Source organism: Streptomyces sp. NPDC001339 (assembly GCF_042895955.1).
In the GTDB taxonomy this organism is placed as follows: domain Bacteria; phylum Actinomycetota; class Actinomycetes; order Streptomycetales; family Streptomycetaceae; genus Streptomyces.
This window is the reverse complement of record NZ_JBIAWT010000005.1, coordinates 414,120-429,726: the sequence shown is the minus strand read 5'-3', so window position 1 is coordinate 429,726 and position 15,607 is coordinate 414,120. Positions and strand designations below refer to the sequence as shown.

General features: G+C 69.2%; 15 protein-coding genes and 1 tRNA gene. 7 read left to right on the top strand and 9 right to left on the bottom strand.

Annotated elements, in window-relative coordinates; genetic code table 11:
* Window positions 1–855: 855 nt before the first annotated feature.
* A complete protein-coding gene (locus ACFY12_RS17285; protein ID WP_390716611.1) occupies window positions 856–1,362 on the bottom strand; it encodes a GNAT family N-acetyltransferase in 507 nt (168 codons plus the stop codon).
* 2 nt (window positions 1,363–1,364) lie between these two features.
* Window positions 1,365–2,042: a pyridoxamine 5'-phosphate oxidase family protein gene (locus ACFY12_RS17280; protein WP_390716610.1), complete on the bottom strand. Its 678-nt coding sequence runs from the start codon at window positions 2,040–2,042 to the stop codon at window positions 1,365–1,367.
* Window positions 2,043–2,438: 396 nt separating this feature from the next.
* Here ACFY12_RS17280 and ACFY12_RS17275 point away from each other — a divergent pair, with 396 nt between their 5' ends.
* The 4 genes from ACFY12_RS17275 to ACFY12_RS17260 all read left to right on the top strand — a co-directional run bounded on the left by ACFY12_RS17275 (window position 2,439) and on the right by ACFY12_RS17260 (window position 7,365).
* Window positions 2,439–3,830 carry a lysine N(6)-hydroxylase/L-ornithine N(5)-oxygenase family protein gene (locus tag ACFY12_RS17275; RefSeq protein ID WP_390716609.1) on the top strand — a complete coding sequence of 464 codons (1,392 nt, stop codon included), beginning with the start codon at window positions 2,439–2,441 and terminating at the stop codon, window positions 3,828–3,830.
* Window positions 3,831–3,891: 61 nt separating this feature from the next.
* Window positions 3,892–4,242, top strand: a complete 351-nt coding sequence (locus tag ACFY12_RS17270) for a cupin domain-containing protein (RefSeq protein WP_390716608.1) — start codon at window positions 3,892–3,894, stop codon at window positions 4,240–4,242.
* A 14-nt stretch (window positions 4,243–4,256) separates the two neighbouring features.
* A complete protein-coding gene (locus ACFY12_RS17265; RefSeq protein ID WP_390716607.1) occupies window positions 4,257–5,900 on the top strand; it encodes a methionine--tRNA ligase in 1,644 nt (547 codons plus the stop codon).
* 109 nt (window positions 5,901–6,009) lie between these two features.
* Complete coding sequence (locus tag ACFY12_RS17260; protein ID WP_390716606.1) at window positions 6,010–7,365, top strand: aspartate aminotransferase family protein; 1,356 nt, start codon at window positions 6,010–6,012, stop codon at window positions 7,363–7,365.
* Window positions 7,366–7,503: 138 nt separating this feature from the next.
* Here the strand turns inward: ACFY12_RS17260 and ACFY12_RS17255 are convergent, their stop codons facing one another.
* Complete coding sequence (locus ACFY12_RS17255) at window positions 7,504–8,286, bottom strand: response regulator transcription factor (protein ID WP_390716605.1); 783 nt, start codon at window positions 8,284–8,286, stop codon at window positions 7,504–7,506.
* Between the two features lie 621 nt (window positions 8,287–8,907).
* On the opposite strand from ACFY12_RS17255, the gene ACFY12_RS17250 reads away from it, so the two are divergent.
* The 3 genes from ACFY12_RS17250 (at window position 8,908) to ACFY12_RS17240 (ending at window position 10,615) form a co-directional block, all read left to right on the top strand.
* On the top strand, window positions 8,908–9,510 hold the full coding sequence (locus tag ACFY12_RS17250) for a hypothetical protein (RefSeq protein ID WP_390716604.1): 603 nt from the start codon (window positions 8,908–8,910) through the stop codon (window positions 9,508–9,510).
* 8 nt (window positions 9,511–9,518) lie between these two features.
* Complete coding sequence (locus ACFY12_RS17245) at window positions 9,519–9,653, top strand: hypothetical protein (RefSeq protein ID WP_390716603.1); 135 nt, start codon at window positions 9,519–9,521, stop codon at window positions 9,651–9,653.
* Window positions 9,654–9,967: 314 nt separating this feature from the next.
* On the top strand, window positions 9,968–10,615 hold the full coding sequence (locus tag ACFY12_RS17240) for a superoxide dismutase (protein ID WP_390716602.1): 648 nt from the start codon (window positions 9,968–9,970) through the stop codon (window positions 10,613–10,615).
* 398 nt (window positions 10,616–11,013) lie between these two features.
* On the opposite strand, the gene ACFY12_RS17235 is transcribed toward ACFY12_RS17240, so the two are convergent.
* The 6 genes from ACFY12_RS17235 to glp all read right to left on the bottom strand — a co-directional run bounded on the left by ACFY12_RS17235 (window position 11,014) and on the right by glp (window position 15,606).
* Window positions 11,014–11,086, bottom strand: a tRNA-Ala gene (locus ACFY12_RS17235).
* A 173-nt stretch (window positions 11,087–11,259) separates the two neighbouring features.
* Window positions 11,260–12,333 (bottom strand): gephyrin-like molybdotransferase receptor GlpR, encoded by a 1,074-nt coding sequence (glpR, locus tag ACFY12_RS17230; RefSeq protein ID WP_390716601.1) that lies wholly within the window; start codon window positions 12,331–12,333, stop codon window positions 11,260–11,262.
* A 152-nt stretch (window positions 12,334–12,485) separates the two neighbouring features.
* Complete coding sequence (locus tag ACFY12_RS17225; protein WP_390716600.1) at window positions 12,486–13,100, bottom strand: GNAT family N-acetyltransferase; 615 nt, start codon at window positions 13,098–13,100, stop codon at window positions 12,486–12,488.
* A gap of 14 nt (window positions 13,101–13,114) precedes the next feature.
* On the bottom strand, window positions 13,115–13,669 hold the full coding sequence (locus ACFY12_RS17220) for a molybdenum cofactor biosynthesis protein B (RefSeq protein ID WP_390716599.1): 555 nt from the start codon (window positions 13,667–13,669) through the stop codon (window positions 13,115–13,117).
* Complete coding sequence (gene moaC / locus ACFY12_RS17215) at window positions 13,666–14,148, bottom strand: cyclic pyranopterin monophosphate synthase MoaC (RefSeq protein WP_390716598.1); 483 nt, start codon at window positions 14,146–14,148, stop codon at window positions 13,666–13,668. Before moaC ends, ACFY12_RS17220 begins: the two co-directional genes overlap by 4 nt.
* A gap of 129 nt (window positions 14,149–14,277) precedes the next feature.
* Window positions 14,278–15,606: a gephyrin-like molybdotransferase Glp gene (gene glp / locus ACFY12_RS17210; protein WP_390716597.1), complete on the bottom strand. Its 1,329-nt coding sequence runs from the start codon at window positions 15,604–15,606 to the stop codon at window positions 14,278–14,280.
* Window position 15,607 lies beyond the last annotated feature (1 nt).

Sequence of the window (15,607 nt, the reverse complement as noted above, 5' to 3'; positions counted from 1 at the left end):
CGCCGCGAGGGACATGTACCGGGAGCCGTTCCGGACCGTGGAATTCAGCCTTGCCGGTCGGCTACGGCGATTCAAGGGAACAGGATTCAGAGGTGGGTCAGGTTCTGTCGGCACTCCCTTTGACGGTCCTCCCCCGCCACAGGGGGATTTCAGAGGAATGTCATGTCTCTACTAACAGCGGGTTTCCGCACCTTTTGTCCGGCAGGAGGCGTTAGCGTGAGGCGCCGTGATCGTCGCGCCACCGCTCGGTGGCGACGCCCGCCATGACCACCGATACGGCGTCTTCGGCAAGTTCGGGCGCGATGGGCAGGTGTCGTCAGAAGCCGCCACACACTTGATGGCCGCGAAGACCGCCTGCAGGTGCGGGGCCTCCCTGGCGCAGGTACGGCGCTGCTGCCGAAAAGCAGAGCGACACCTGACCAAATGACGTTTCGTGAATCTTGGATTCCAGAAGTGGCACCGGGAAATTCGGTGCCATCGAGTGCGACAGCGGTCGCCTGCTGAATCCGAGTGAAGTCTCTTGCCGCCGGACTCTCACCGGCCGCACACGCGGCGCTACGAGGCCGCGATGTCGAATAGGGCGGGCGGGAAACAGGCACATTGCACTGCCGTCCACCAAGCTCACTACCCGGTATCAACCCCTGGTTTTCACCGGATGACATCCGCACAGTGCGGATCAATATGATTCCGGTGCGGCTCTCGGCTCGGCGGGGGAGGGCCGACCGAGAAGCACCGCACCGGATGCGCACTATCAGCCTCCCTGGTTCGCGTCACTGGTTCAAGCCGCAAGCGCTCAGGCTTCGGTCAGATTCTGCTGGGCATTCTTTGCCGCTCTTCCGAACCCACAGAGGAACATCAGAGAAACGTCATATCGGGTGACACGGCGGCCGGGGCCATGTCGTAGGTGACCCAGGCCGTGCGCTGTGAGACCTGGTCGTACTTGGCGCGGGCGCGGTAGTTGTCGTCCCTGGTGATCCAGCGCACCACGCTCCACCCGCGCTCGGCGGCGAGCTCGCCCAGGCGGGCCAGCAACGCGTCCGCGGCTCCGTGGCCGCGCAGCGACGGATCGACGAAGAGGTCGTCCAGGAAGCCACCGGTGGTGCCGGTGAGCGGCCGGGCGAAGGGGCGGTAGTGGGCGAGACCGACCGGGTTGCCGTGCGCGTCACGCACCACGAGGCAGTTGACCTCGTGGCCGGGATCCTGGATCCAGGACCACACGCGTTCAGCGCGCTCGTCGGGCATATCCGTGCCGTAGAAGTCGGCGTACCCCTGGTAGAGCGCTCGCCAGCGGGGGAAATCCGCAGGCTCCGGCGGGCCGACCGTCCAGCTGGCGGGAGCGGGGTCGGAGGTGAGGTACGGCATGGTCATATTCCCTTGGTCGTGAGGGCGGTGAGGTGCGGCGGGGGCGTGTGGCCCTCGCTCAGTAGCGGGTCGGCTTCCAGGGGGCCCCGGACGGTGCGCATCGGGAGGACGCCTGCCCAGACCGGGAGCCCGGCGTCGGGGCCGTCGCCGTCGTCCGGCGGGCCGGTACGGATCTTGACGGAGGCCTCGTCCAGGGACAGCGCGAGCAACGCGGTGGCGGCGAGCTCCTTGCGGGAGGGCCGGCGCGCGTAGTCCCACTGCCCGGGCGCGGCCTGCTCGGTCAGCAGGCGCAGTCCCGTGAGCTTCTCCTCGGGGTCGGTGACCGGGCGCGGGGTGCCGAAGATCATGGCACTGCGGTAGTTGACTCCGTGCTCGAAGACGGAACGGGCCAGCACCAGTCCGTCCAGATGCGTGACCGTCAGGCACACCTCGGTCCCCGGAGCCTGGACGAGGCTGCGGCTGGCGACCGAGCCGTGGAAGTAAAGAGTTTCCGCGTCGGCGCCGTAAACGGTGGGCAGCACCCTGAGGTGGCCGTCGACCCGGACGCCGAGGTGGCACAGGAATCCTTCGGCCAGGACGGCATCGAGGTCGGCGCGGTCGATGCCGCCCTGTTCACGCAGGCGCCGGTGACGGGTGCGTTCGGTGGCGGACAGCGCCCGTCCGTGTGTGTGGTCGCTCATCAATTCCTCTCCGCTCTGGCCGGCGCACCCGCGCCGGCTCTTCGCCGAAACTATCGATCTCGTCAATCTCGCGCGTCATTGGCCACTGAATCAGTTGTGTGACGTGAAACACCCGACGGTTTCTTGCGTTACCGGCGCCATTTCAGCCAAGCTAACGGACCATCAGGGGGTCAGGGCGACAGCGCTCTGACATCAGCGCCGAATTCGGATACCCGAAGTGCGAGTCACGCGTAGGGGCCGTAATTCCCCGTCGATCGGCGCGACGTGATCCAGGCCGGAGAACCTCAGGATTCTCCGTGCCGCTGCCTGCCGGATTTCGCGGTGCGCACCGCTGCATCGAACCGGGCCACCAGCCGCCGGCAGCTCTCTTTCTCATACGGAAAAGGCAGATAGACGATGAGCACAGGCTCTTCGATAGAACATCTGGACCTGCTCGGAGTGGGCATCGGCCCGTTCAACCTCTCCCTGGCCGCCATGTCGGACAAGGTCGGCTCCTTCACCTCGGCGTTCCTGGAGCGGCGCCAGGAGTTCCGCTGGCACCCGGGCATGCTCATCCCGGGCACCACACTGCAGGTCCCCTACCTCGCCGACCTGGTGAGCCTGGTAGACCCCACCAGCCCGTGGTCGTTCCTGAACTATCTGCAGCACTGCCGGCGCCTGTTCCCCTTCTACTTCGCGGAGAAGTTCCTGATCGACCGCGCCGAGTACGACGCGTACTGCCGGTGGGTGAGCCAGGAGCTGCCGCAGTGCCACTTCGGCTACCACGTCGAAGCGGTCCGTTGGCACGAGGCCGAGGGCGCGTTCGCCGTCGACTACACCTACGAGGACATACCAGGCAAGGCCGTCAACGCAGGCCGCTACTACGCCCGTAACCTCGCGCTGGGCATCGGGACCGAGCCGACCGCGCCCGCCCCCCTACGCCCGCTGCTGACCGACCCGGGCGTCACAGCCCTGCACTCGGCCGACTACCTCAAGCACCGGGCCGCACTGCTGTCCACACCACACGTCACGGTCATCGGATCGGGCCAGTCCGGCGCCGAGATTTTCCTGGACCTGCTGCGCAACCGGCCCTCGGGCCACGAGGGGCTGCGCTGGATCACCCGTTCCCCCGCGTTCGCTCCCATGGAGTACTCGAAGCTCGGGCTGGAGCAGTTCACCCCCGACTACACCCGGTTCTTCCACCACCTGCCGGAGCCGACCCGTGACCGCCTCGTGCCCCAGCAGTGGCAGCTGTACAAGGCAACCAGCGCGGTGACGCTGGGAGAGATCCACGACGAGCTCTACCGGCGGACCCTCGACGGGGGATGGCCCGATGCGGTGCTCCAGCCCGCGACCGCCGTACGGGCCGCTCTCGGCCGCGGCGGACGGATCGAACTCACGGTGGAGCACACCCAGCAGGAGCGCAGCGAGACGGTGCACACCGACGCCGCCGTGCTGGCCACCGGCTACAGCGAGCGCCCCACCGACGGTCTCCTGGAGGGCCTGGACCCCTACATCGTGCGGGACAGCTCCGGGCGGCCGCTGGTGGACGACCGGTACCGCCTGGTCCTCGACAGCTCCATCCGCGGTGACGTCTTCGTCCAGAACGCGGAGCGGCACACGCACGGCGTCGGGGCACCCGACCTCGGGCTGGCGGCATGGCGGTCGGCGAGCATCGTCAACACCGTGACGGACCGCGAGGTCTTCGCCCTGCCGTCCAGGACCGCCTTCACCACCTTCGGCGTCACCGGCGGCGACGGCGACAGGTCCCCGGAGCAGGACGCCCTTCCCCAGGCAGCCGGCGTATGAGGCACGGGCCCTCGGCCGACCGGCGCACACCAACGTTGACTTTCACAGCGCAGGAGCTGACATGTTGATCCGGCAGACCGGAGAAGAGCAGCTGACGGATGCATACGGCATCCGCTACCAGCAGATCTACCCCGACGGCGGGGAGGCCCTGGCACCGTGGGGCGTCGGGCGAGCCGTGGTGGAGCCGGGCGGCTCCACCGAACCGCACTCCCACGAGGACCACGAAATGTTCGTCTTCCTCTCCGGCAGAGGTGTGCTGACCGTCGACGGAGAAGAGGCCCCGGTCCACCCCGAGGTCACTGCCCTCCTCCCGGCAGGCAGCACCCATGCCGTCAAGAACTCCAGTGATACCGAGCGCCTGGTCTTCCTGTCCGTCTACTGGCCGGTCTCCCACGGCCCCATCGATCTGTGACCCCGGAGTCCGTCATGACCAACTTCACTCTCGTCACCGCCGCCCCTCCGACCCCCAACGGCGACCTCCACCTCGGCCATCTGTCCGGCCCCTACTCCGGCGCGGACATCCACATCCGTGCCGTGCGGCTGCTGGGCGGTGACGGGCTGTTCGTTACCGGCTCGGACATCCACCAGAGTTATGTGCCCACCAAGGCGGCCCGGGAGGGTGCCCAACCTCTGGAGATGGCCAACGGGTTCGCCGACGAAATCGCCTCGATCTTCGCATCCGCAAACTTCCTGCCCGACGCCGTCGTCCGCCCCCAGCACTCCGAACTGCACCGCACTGTCGTGCGTGACTTCTTCGCCCAGCTGCATGCCAACGGCGCCCTTCGCGTCCGCGAGGAACCCGCTCTGTTCTGCGACCCGTGCGAGCGCTACCTCTTCGAGGCGCACGTCACCGGGAAGTGCCCGCACTGCGGCAGCGGCAGCGATGGCAACGCCTGCGAGAACTGCGCGCTGCCCAACACCGTTGTCGATCTGGTGAACCCGGTGTGCAACGCCTGCGGTGGCACGCCCGAGGAACGGCCCGTCCAGCGACTGGTGTTCCCCTTGAGCGAGTACGCCGACCGGCTGCGCGACTTCCTGAACAAGGCAGCCATCAGCCCGCAGCTCGAGGCGCTGTGCACGAGCATGATCGAGAACGGGCTGCCCGACATCCCGGTCAGCCACCCCACCGACTGGGGAATCCCGATGCCTGTACCCGGCTTCGAAGACCACTGCATCTACGTATGGGCAGAGATGATGCCGGGCTACTTCGCCGAGCTGGCCGAGGGGCTCGCCGCCACTGGCCGCGACCCACAGGACTGGCCGTCGGTGTGGAACGCCCCCGACACGGAGATCGTCCAGTTCTACGGCTTCGACAACGGCTACTTCCACGCGCTGCTCCAGCCGGCGCTGCTGATGGCCTACGACCCCGGTTTCCGACTGCCGACGGCCATGGTGACCAACGAGTTCTACCTGCTGGGCGACTCCAAGTTCTCCACCAGCCGACGTCACGCGATCTGGGCCAACGACCTGCTGGCGGAGGTTCCCTCCGACATCACCCGGTTCGTCCTGGCCCTGGACCGGCCGGAGACGGCTCGTACCTCCTTCAGCTGGGAGCGGTTCCACGAGCTGGCCGACGGTGAGCTCGCGGGAACCTGGCAGGGGTGGCTGAGCAGTCTGCTCGACCGTGTCGCGATGCGGGCGGACGACGCAGTACCGCACAGCGCACCGCTCACCGGGTCGCAGCACCGGTTCATCACTCTGCTGCACCAGATCGCCGTCGACTGCCATCAGGCGTACGCGACGAAGTCGTTCTCACCCCGGCGTGCCGCACGCACCCTGTGCGAACTGGTGCGATGCGCCCTCGACTTCAGCGCGGGACAGCAGCGTGCCACGGGCGCCGCGGCGGACGCCGCGCTGGTCGCCGAGCTGACCGCGGCACGGGTCCTGGCGCAGCTGAGCTACCCCCTGATGCCCGAGTTCGCCCAGCGGCTCTGGACCGCGCTGGGCGAGGCAGGCGTACCCCGCTGGGACGGAGTGAAGGCGCCCGCGCCGGGACGACCGGTGGACACATCCTTCCGCGGCTTCGCGCCTCTGCCGGCGTCCGTCGAGCAGACGGTGATGAGCCGCTGACCTCTGGTCGCGTTCTGATCACGGCCGCCGCCCCGGCCGGCCCCCTTCCCGGCCGGGGTGGCGGCCGCCGACGCCGGCACACCCCATACGACAACGAATTGGACTTCCCATGCAGCACTCCACCACCGCGTACGACCACCTGTGGCTGCACCACACCCGCATGTCGTCGTTCGCCGACGCTCCCGTCCCGACCATCGTGCGCGGCGAGGGGACCGATATCTACGACGACCAGGGCAAGCGTTATGTCGACGGCTTGGCCGGCCTGTTCGTGGTGCAGGCCGGACACGGCCGGGCCGAGCTGGCGGAGACCGCCTACAAGCAGGCGCAGGACCTGGCGTACTTCCCAGTGTGGTCGTACGCCCACCCCAAAGCCGTCGAGCTCGCCGAGCGCCTGGCCCATCACGCCCCCGGCGATCTGAACAAGGTCTTCTTCACCACCGGTGGTGGCGAGGCGGTCGAGACCGCCTGGAAGCTCGCGAAGCAGTACTTCAAGATCGTCGGCAAGCCCACCAAGCACAAGGTGATCTCGCGAACCCTGGCCTACCACGGTGCCCCGCACGGGGCTCTGGCGATCACGGGTCTGCCCGCGATGAAGGCACCGTTCGAGCCGCTGGTCCCCGGCGCGCACAAGGTCCCCAACACCAACATCTACCGCGCCCCGATCCACGGCGACGACCCCGAGGCCTTCGGCCGCTGGGCCGCCGACCAGATCGAGCAGCAGATCCTCTTCGAGGGCCCGGACACCGTGGCCGCGGTCTTCCTGGAGCCGGTACAGAACGCCGGTGGCTGCATCACTCCGCCGCCCGGCTACTTCCAGCGCGTGCGCGAAATCTGCGACCGCTACGACGTGCTGCTCGTCTCCGACGAGGTCATCTGCGCCTTCGGCCGCCTGGGCACGATGTTCGCCTGCGACAAGTTCGGCTACGTACCGGACATCATCACCTGCGCCAAGGGCATGACCTCCGGCTACTCACCCATCGGCGCCGCCATCATCTCGGACCGCATCGCCGAGCCCTTCTACAAGGGCGACAACACCTTCCTGCACGGCTACACCTTCGCCGGGCACCCCGTTTCCGCCGCCGTTGCGCTCGCCAACCTCGACCTCTTCGAACGCGACGGCCTCAACCAGCACGTCCTGGACAACGAGGGCGCATTCCGGAAGACGCTGGAGAAGCTGTACGACCTGCCGATCGTCGGCGATGTGCGCGGCAACGGCTTCTTCTACGGCATCGAGCTCGTCAAGGACCAGGCCACCAGGGGGACTTTCACCCGTGAGGAGAACGACCGCATCCTGCACGGCTTCCTCTCCAAGGCCCTGTATGAGAACGGGCTCTACTGCCGTGCCGACAACCGCGGCAACCCGGTCATCCAGCTCTCACCGCCCCTGATCTCCGACCAGTCGACGTTCGATGAGATCGAGCAGATTCTGCGCGGCACACTCGCCGAGGCATGGACCAAGATCTGACCTAGTGCCCCGGCAGGTATCTTGCGCCGAAACACCGCGCCGAGGGCCCCAGGTATGACACCTGGGGCCCTCGGCGCGGGGCTTCTCTCAGGCCGCGCACCGTAGGAGTGTTCCGGCTTCCGGCGCGGCAGAGTGCCGTCACTGCCCGCCGAGCCGGAAGCCGACCCCGCGGACGTTGATGATCCAGTTGCTCGAACCGAGCTTGCCGCGGAGGCTGCTGACGTGCGTGTCAATGGTGCGGCGTGACCACGAGTCTCCCCAGACCTCCTGGACGACCTGCTGGCGCGGGATGACCTCACCGGGCCGTGAGGCGAGAACGTGAAGGAGGTCGAACTCCTTGCGGGTGGTCTCGACCCGGCGGCCGTCGAGGTGGACCTCGCGGGTCCGCGTGTCGATGTTCAGCGGGCCGTGGGAGATGGTTGCCGAGGCGGTGGCCGTCGGCTGCTTGGGGTGCGCCCGGCGCATCACCGCGTCCATACGGGCCAGCAGTTCCCGGAGTCCATAGGGCTTGGCCAGGAAGTCATCTGCACCGGCCTGCAGCCCCAGGACCCGGTCGAGTTCGGTCGCCCTGGCGGTGACGATGATGATGGGCACATCACTGACCGAGCGTATCTGCCGGCACACCTCGAGGCCGTCCAGATCAGGAAGTTCGGGGTCGATCAGTATCAGGTCGGCCTGCCGGAAAACCCCCAGCGCCTGGTCTGCGCGGTCGGCTCTGCTGGCGCTGTGGCCATGGCGGTTGAGGCTCCGGACCAGATTGTCTGCGGCGCAGCTGCTGTCCTCGACCACAAGCACACGCCACTGGGTGCGCGAGCCGATCTGCCCCGCCCATGCTCCCCTGGGAACGTCCGATGCTCCGGTCGACTCGTCGGCTTCTAATGGCCGTTCTTGTTCCAGAAGGCCCATGGGACAGGAACTCATCTAAATCTCCCCGTGATGGCTGATGTTCAGCGGTCTGCCAGGCCCCTGCTCCAGGGGCGGCAGTTTGATCACCATACAAAACAGGTCCACCTGTTTGTCAACGATCCCTCCGCCTGCCCACAACGCCAGGCCTCGGCCTTCCCCACCCTCGTTCAGGACAAGGCAAGACGAACCTGCGCCAGCCGGGTTCCGATGGGCCCTCCGAGGTGCATAACCACAGATCAGGCGCCGTGTCGGCCGGTCGTCACGGCGTTCCGACCACCTGGCGGCGGCAAGATCCACTTCCGTCAACCCCCTTGCATTCACTACGATTAGGCGCCGGTGAGATGCGCAACATCCCACCACTTCCCAAGAACCTCGAAGAAAACAGACAGACCTGTTCTTTATGACTTCCGCTATCCGCCGCCGGCCGGGCGCCGACGCCGCGCACTTCGGGGTGTCCGAGGGAAGCGACAGCGGGGCCGCGACGCTGCAAGCCCCTGAGCCCGCACCCCAACGACCACAGCCGACGCCACCCGTGAACCGACAGACTGGGCACTCCCCGCTCCGCCAGGACAGGCCCTACATCACGGCCGGACACCACAAGCCGGTCCTGCCAACTCCAGGAGTCGAGGAACCTTCGTGACCACCAGGCCGCTACAGCCCCGAGCCGCCCGCACCCGCCGCCTCATTCTCGAGTCGGCCGCCAAGGCGGTGGACATTCACGGCCCCGAGGCCAGCCTTGGGCAGATGTGTGAGTCAGCACAGGTCAGCCGGGGGGCACTGAACCACCACTTCCCCTTACGGCAGGATGTCCTCGACTGCATCCGTGCCACCGCCGAGGCCGAGATGGCCGAACTGGCAAAGGGCTTGATCCGGCACCCGGGCCCACTGGCCGAGGCGGCCGACGAACTCGCCACGGCGCTGCGCACCAAGTTGCGCTCCGATGTCACAGTCCGCGCCGGCACCCGGCTGCTCTTGGCTGACAGGGACACTGCACGGGCGCTGATCCGCCGTACCCAGCGGATCCTGCGCCGTCGGGCGCTCTCGGAGAGCCGCCGCGGCCTTCTTCGGCGCCGCACTCCCCCCAGGGCGACGGCGGCCCTGCTCACGTGCGTACTCGTCGGCCTCGAAGCCGTGGACCGGCTGGATGCGCAGTGGTGGGAGGACGGTTGCTCTGAAGGCATGTGGCAGCTTCTGACGGCGGTAATGGTCACGGAACAGGCCTACTCCGACGGGGCGTAGGACCAGGCATGCCCCTGATGTTCCATGCCACCGCTCAAGGCTCGATCCAAAAAAGACAGGCCATCCTGTTTTTAATGTGCATCGGCCGCACCGCACGCACCGCGCCGCCCTGCTCTTGGCAGGGCGGCGCGGTGCTTTCGTGATCCGTCAGCCTGCGAGGTGTACTCCATAACCCCCAGAGAAGCTCACTTCAACTACAGATGACTGACAGGAGATCAACATTTCTGGTTCAAGGCCCAATCGGACGCACTTCGGGGTGTTCCGGCGCTGATAGCGTCTTCTTGCAAGTTGCTTGCAGTTAACCCCCGTCCAAGGGGGTCACGTGGAAACATCCGGAGCGACCGTCTCCGCAGAAGACGCGCCGGCCAGCCAGTCAGTCCCCCTTTCTGACGAAGGCCCCGTGTTCGCTCTTTCCCGTCATCCCCAACCAATGTCGTAAGCAGTTGGAGGGCTCGGCATGGCCATCTACACACTTCCTGAACTTCCCTATGACTACTCGACGTTGGCGCCGGTGATCAGCCCCGAGATCATCGAGCTGCACCACGACAAGCACCACGCCGCGTACGTGAAGGGCGCCAACGACACTCTCGAGCAGCTGGCCGAGGCCCGTGACAAGGACGCCTGGGGCGCCATCAACGGTCTGGAGAAGAACCTCGCGTTCCACCTCTCCGGTCACATCCTGCACAGCATCTACTGGCAGAACATGACCGGTCCGAAGGACGGCGGCGGCGAGCCGCTGGAGAAGGACGGCGTGGGCGAGCTGGCCGACGCCCTCGCAGAGTCCTTCGGCTCCTTCGCGAAGTTCAAGACCCAGCTGTCCAAGGCCTCCGCCACGACGCAGGGCTCCGGCTGGGGCGTGCTGGCCTACGAGCCGGTCACCGGCCGCCTCATCGTCGAGCAGGTCTACGACCACCAGGGCAACGTCGGCCAGGGCTCGGTCCCGATCCTGGTCTTCGACGCCTGGGAGCACGCCTTCTACCTCCAGTACCGGAACCAGAAGGTCGACTTCATCGAGGCCATGTGGCAGGTCGTGAACTGGCAGGACGTGGCCAAGCGCTACACGGCCGCCAAGGAGCGCGCCAACAACCTGCTGCTCGCCCCGTGATGTCGTGACGGCAGTCAGCTGACCTCAGCGCACCGCGTCCGCAGACAGTGCAAAGCGGCCTTACCGGTACCGGTAAGGCCGCTTTGCGGCAAGCCGAACCATAGGCGCACCAGTGATGCGCCACTGGCACGGTGACACGGCGATCGACACCACCGGGCCCCCTTGAAGATCGACACGTCGCGAGACCGCGGGAGTCCGACTCCATGCCTGCGGTCCCCGCGGCATGTCCGCATCTCCACCCCGGTCCGTTCCTGCGCGGACCGGGGTGCGTCCCAGCGGCCCGGCAGGCCGACTTTCGCACAACTAGAGGCTCTAACGCCGAGATCCCGGTCAGACGGTGACCGTCTGACCGGGATCTCGTGAACAGTTCGCGGGCTAACCCGCGAACGGCCCTGCTGTGGACCTGAGGGGACTCGAACCCCTGACCCCCTCGTTGCGAACGAGGTGCGCTACCAGCTGCGCCACAGGCCCTTGCGACGAGTGAAACTCTAGCATCCCGGTCGCAGTGCTCGGAAATCGCTTCCGGTGCTGGTCAGGGGAGCGGGCGGGCGGAGCGGGGGTGGCGGGTGGCTGGAGGGGCGCCGGGCGTTTGCCGGTGCGAGGCAGGTCACTCGTCGGCGGGCTCGTCGGCGGCGCGGGGTGGGTCACTCGTTGGCGGCGCGGGGGCGGTCCTCGTCCTCGTACTGGTCGAAGAGGGGGGTGCGGCCGCGGGGGCGGCGGGCGGGGGCGTCGGACTGGTGCTTGGGCTTGGGCTGGGGGCGGTCGGGGGCGGCGCTGGAACGGGCGGAGCTCCAGGCGTCGTCGGCGTCCAGGTCGACGTGGCTGGTGGCGCGCGGCGCGACCGGGGCGGTGACGTAGGTGGGGAGGGGGACGGGGACGGGCTCCCAGCCGCCCGCGGCGGGGCGGGGGCGCTCGCGCTGCTGGTCGACCCACTCGGCGTGGTCGGTCTCCTCGACGACGGCGCGGCGGCCCGCGGCGGGAGAGGGGGCGACGGCGCGGGGCGGTTCCGGGGCGGGGGCTGCGGGAAGGCCGGCACCGCCCCCGTCGGCGCGGGCGTCGGCCGGGTGGGCGTCGGCGGGGGGCTGGTCGGCCGTCTGGCGGGGACGGTGCCGGCCTTCCCGCAGCCGCTGTGCCGCCGCCTCCGCCTTGCGCTGGTCCATGGTGAAGGTGAAGCGGCGGCGCTCCTGGGCGCGCAGATACATGATGTACGCGGTGAGGAGCAGGGCGGGGAGGGCGGGCGCCCAGAGGAAGGGGAGGCCGCCGACGGCGGCGACGACGGCGCCGGCGGTGAAGGCGAGGAAGAGGACCGTGATGGTGCGCCGGCGGCGGGCGAGGACCTTGGCGCGCTTGGCGCGTTCGGAGAGCGAGGGGCGCGGCGGGGCGGGCTGCACCCGGGTGGGCGCTTCGGACCCGTGCGGCGATGCGGACCCGTCCACGGCTGCGGGGTCGCCGAAGGGCCCGGCGGCGGCCTCGTCGGCCGGGGCGTCCGGGTCCGGTGCGGGGAGATCCGCGCTCGCATCGTCGGCGGGGTAGCCCCCGTGCGCCTTGTCGTAACGTCGCTGCATGGCCGCGCGTCCGGACAGCAGCCGGATGGCGGTGCTGAAGCGCTCGGTCGGACGGGCCTCATTGAGCTCGTCCTGCCTACGGAGCCACATCGGCACCAAGTAGGCGGCCCAGGCCCCGACGATGACTGCGTAGATGAGGCCGCTGCTTCTCACAACTCACACGGTAGAGGGGTTTGCGTGGGGCCATCCGCCAATTGGGCCGGTGTGTCGCACGATCTGGCTGATATCTCGAACTTTTTTGTGATGGTAGAGATCCGCATCCCCGCCAGGTCGGCCAATTGGGGGGCCGTATTCGAACATTTATTTTATTTGTGGGGTGTGCCCGGAGCGGTGGGTTTCTCGCGGTGCCAGCGGCTGAGCAGACCCTCGGGTACCTCTTCCGCGGTGAGGGCGAAAACCGCGTGGTCGCGCCAGGCGCCGTCGATGTGCAGGTAACGGGGGCGGATACCTTCTTCGCGGAAGCCCAGTTTTTCGACCACTCGGCGACTGGGGGTGTTTTCCGGCCGAATGCAGACTTCGATGCGGTGGAGTCCGACGGTGCGGAAGCAGTGGTCGACGGCGAGCGCGACGGCTGTCGGGATGACACCGCGGCCGGCGACTTCCCGGTCGACCCAGTAACCGATATGGCCGGAGCACATGGAGCCCCAGGTGATTCCGGCGACCGTCAGTTGTCCGGCGAGATGGCCCCGGAATTCGACGACGAAGGGGAGCATCCGGCCGGCCTGCGCCTCGGCGCGCAGATGGCGGACCATCTGGCGGTACGTCGGGCGGTGCGGCGGGACGAGGCCGGGCGGGGGCGGCGGGATGGTGGCTTCCCAGGGGCGCAGCCAGTCGCGGTTACGGCGGTTGACGTCGAGCCAGGCCCGCTGGTCGCGCAGCTTTATCGGGCGGAGGGTGACCTCACCGTCCGTCAGGACCACCGGCCAGGGCGCGTTCAGCTCGGGCTCCCGGAGGGGCTGGGGTGGTCGCCGCCGCGGATCTGGTCGACGGCGTGGACCAGCAGCCGTCCTAGGACCGCGAGGCCGTCGCGTACGCCGCCTGTGGAGCCGGGGAGGTTGATGATCAGCGTCGTACCGGCGACGCCGGCCAGGCCGCGGGAGAGGGCGGCGGTGGGGACCTTGGCCAGCCCCTCTGCGCGGATCGCCTCGGCGATGCCGGGGATCTCGTAGTCCAGGAGGCGGCGGGTGGCCTCGGGGGTGTGGTCGGTGGGCGAGATGCCCGTACCGCCGGTGGTGACGATGGCGTCGTACCCGGCCTCGACGCCGGTCCGCAGCGCGTGCGCGACCGGGTCGCCGTCGGGGACCACCCATGGACCGTCGACCGCGAAACCGCACGCGGCCAGGCCTTCGGCGATGAGGGGACCGCCCTTGTCCGCGTAGACGCCCGCCGCCGCACGGTTCGAGGCGGTCACCACCAGGGCGCTGTACGGTGCGGCCAGCGCACCCCCGGTCGGCGGCTCCCCGCTCAGCGGCTCCCCGGCCGTCGTCATCCCCGCCGCCAGTCGCCGGACTTGCCGCCGGTCTTCTCCTCGACGCGGATGTCGGAGATCACCGCGCCCTTGTCGACGGCCTTGACCATGTCGACGACGGTGAGGGCGGCGACCGAGACCGCGGTCAGCGCCTCCATTTCGACGCCGGTGCGGTCGGTGGTCTTGACCGTCGCGGTGATCTCGACGGCCTCGTCGGTGAGGGAGAGGTCCACCTTCACGCCGGAGACGGCGAGCGGATGGCAGAGCGGGATCAGCTCGGGGGTGCGCTTGGCGCCCATGATGCCGGCGATCCGGGCGGTGGCCAGGGCGTCGCCCTTGGGCAGGCCCTCACCCCGCAGCAACGCGATGACCTGCGGCGATACCAGGACCCGGCCATGGGCACGGGCGGTTCGGGCGGTGACGTCCTTCGCCGAGACGTCGACCATCCGGGCCGCGCCCGCCGCGTCGAGATGGGTGAGGTGCTGCTGGCCGCTGCTCATCGTTCTCCCGGTCAAGACTGCCGCCTGTGCGACGACACGGTACCCCCGGCGGCTCCGGGCCACCCGGCGGGTGCACCGGTGCGCGGTCCGCGGGCCTGTCCGGGGCCTGCCCGGGGGCCTATCCGGGGCCTATCCGGGGGGAACCCCAGGGGTTTCGCCGAGGGGGAGGACGTCGACGGTTCCGCCCGCGGGGACGTCGGTGGTGTCCTCGGGGACGACGATCAGGGCGTCGGCGTGTGCCATGGCCGTGATCAGGTGGGAGCCGGCGCCGCCGACCGGGGCGACCGTGCCGGCGGCGGGGTCGTACGCACCGCGCAGGAACTGCCGCTTGCCCTGGGGCGAGGAGGCGATCGCGGCGGTGAGACGGGCCGGGACGGTGGGGCGGTGGACGCCCGGCAGGCCCATCAGCGCGCGGATGACGGGGCGGACGAACAGCTCGAAGGAGACGTACGAGCTGACAGGGTTGCCGGGCAGCGCGAGCAGCGGGATGCGGTCGGGGCCGATGAGGCCGAAGCCCTGGGGCTTGCCGGGCTGCATGGCGAGGGCGCGGAAGGCGACCCGGCCCTCGGCGGCGAGGGTCTCCTTGACGACGTCGTACGCACCGACGCTGACGCCGCCGCTGGTGACCAGGACGTCGGCCCGGCCGAGCTGGTCCTCCAGCGCGGCGCGGAGGGTCTCGGCGTCATCGGCGACCGCGCCGACCCGGTAGGCGATGGCGCCGGCGGCGCGGGCGGCGGCGGTCAGCTGGAAGCTGTTGGAGTCGTGGATCTGGCCGGGGCCCAACGCCTCGCCGGGCTGGACCAGTTCGCTGCCGGTGGACATCACCACGACCCGGGGACGGGGGCGCACCCGGACCGCGCCGCGGCCCAGGGCGGCGAGCAGGCCGATCTGGGAGGGGCCGAGGACCGTGCCGGCGGTGAGGGCCCGCTCGCCCTCGTGGACGTCGCTGCCGCGGGTGCGGATGTGGGCGCCGGCGGCGGCCGGACGGTGGACGCGGACCTGGCCGCCGGCGTCCTGGGGCGCGGCGCTGTGGGCGCGCATCGCGGCGGCCGGCCCCCGGCCCGTACCGCCGTCGGTCCATTCGACGGGGACGACGGCCTCGGCGCCGGGCGGGACGGGGGCGCCGGTCATGATCCGGGCGGCCTGGCCGGGGCCGACCTCGGGCAGCTCGCCGCTGCCGGCCGCGACATCGCCGAGGACGGTGAGGGTGACGGGCGCGGCCTCGGTCGCGGCGGCCACATCGGCCGCCCGGACGGCGTAGCCGTCCATGGAGCTGTTGTCGAAGGGCGGCAGCGCGACGGTCACCGTGATCTCCTCGGCCAGGGCGCAGCCCTGGGCGTCGAGGAGGGGCAGCTCGATCGGCTCCAGGGGGGCGATCGAGGACAGGATGTCGTCGAGGTGCTCGGCCACCGACCAGACGCGGTCCTGGTGGCCGGCCCGGCCGGTGGCGTCGTTCAAC

Excerpts from the sequence above, each read along its gene's own strand:
- ACFY12_RS17285 (WP_390716611.1), bottom strand. The coding sequence starts at position 1,362 with ATGCCGTACCTCACCTCCGACCCCGCTCCCGCCAGCTGGACGGTCGGC.
- ACFY12_RS17265 (WP_390716607.1), top strand. The coding sequence starts at position 4,257 with ATGACCAACTTCACTCTCGTCACCGCCGCCCCTCCGACCCCCAACGGC.
- ACFY12_RS17240 (WP_390716602.1), top strand. The coding sequence starts at position 9,968 with ATGGCCATCTACACACTTCCTGAACTTCCCTATGACTACTCGACGTTG.
- ACFY12_RS17280 (WP_390716610.1), bottom strand. The coding sequence starts at position 2,042 with ATGAGCGACCACACACACGGACGGGCGCTGTCCGCCACCGAACGCACC.
- ACFY12_RS17255 (WP_390716605.1), bottom strand. The coding sequence starts at position 8,286 with ATGAGTTCCTGTCCCATGGGCCTTCTGGAACAAGAACGGCCATTAGAA.
- ACFY12_RS17245 (WP_390716603.1), top strand. The coding sequence starts at position 9,519 with ATGCCCCTGATGTTCCATGCCACCGCTCAAGGCTCGATCCAAAAAAGA.
- moaC (WP_390716598.1), bottom strand. The coding sequence starts at position 14,148 with ATGAGCAGCGGCCAGCAGCACCTCACCCATCTCGACGCGGCGGGCGCG.
- ACFY12_RS17260 (WP_390716606.1), top strand. The coding sequence starts at position 6,010 with ATGCAGCACTCCACCACCGCGTACGACCACCTGTGGCTGCACCACACC.
- ACFY12_RS17270 (WP_390716608.1), top strand. The coding sequence starts at position 3,892 with ATGTTGATCCGGCAGACCGGAGAAGAGCAGCTGACGGATGCATACGGC.
- ACFY12_RS17220 (WP_390716599.1), bottom strand. The coding sequence starts at position 13,669 with ATGACGACGGCCGGGGAGCCGCTGAGCGGGGAGCCGCCGACCGGGGGT.
- ACFY12_RS17275 (WP_390716609.1), top strand. The coding sequence starts at position 2,439 with ATGAGCACAGGCTCTTCGATAGAACATCTGGACCTGCTCGGAGTGGGC.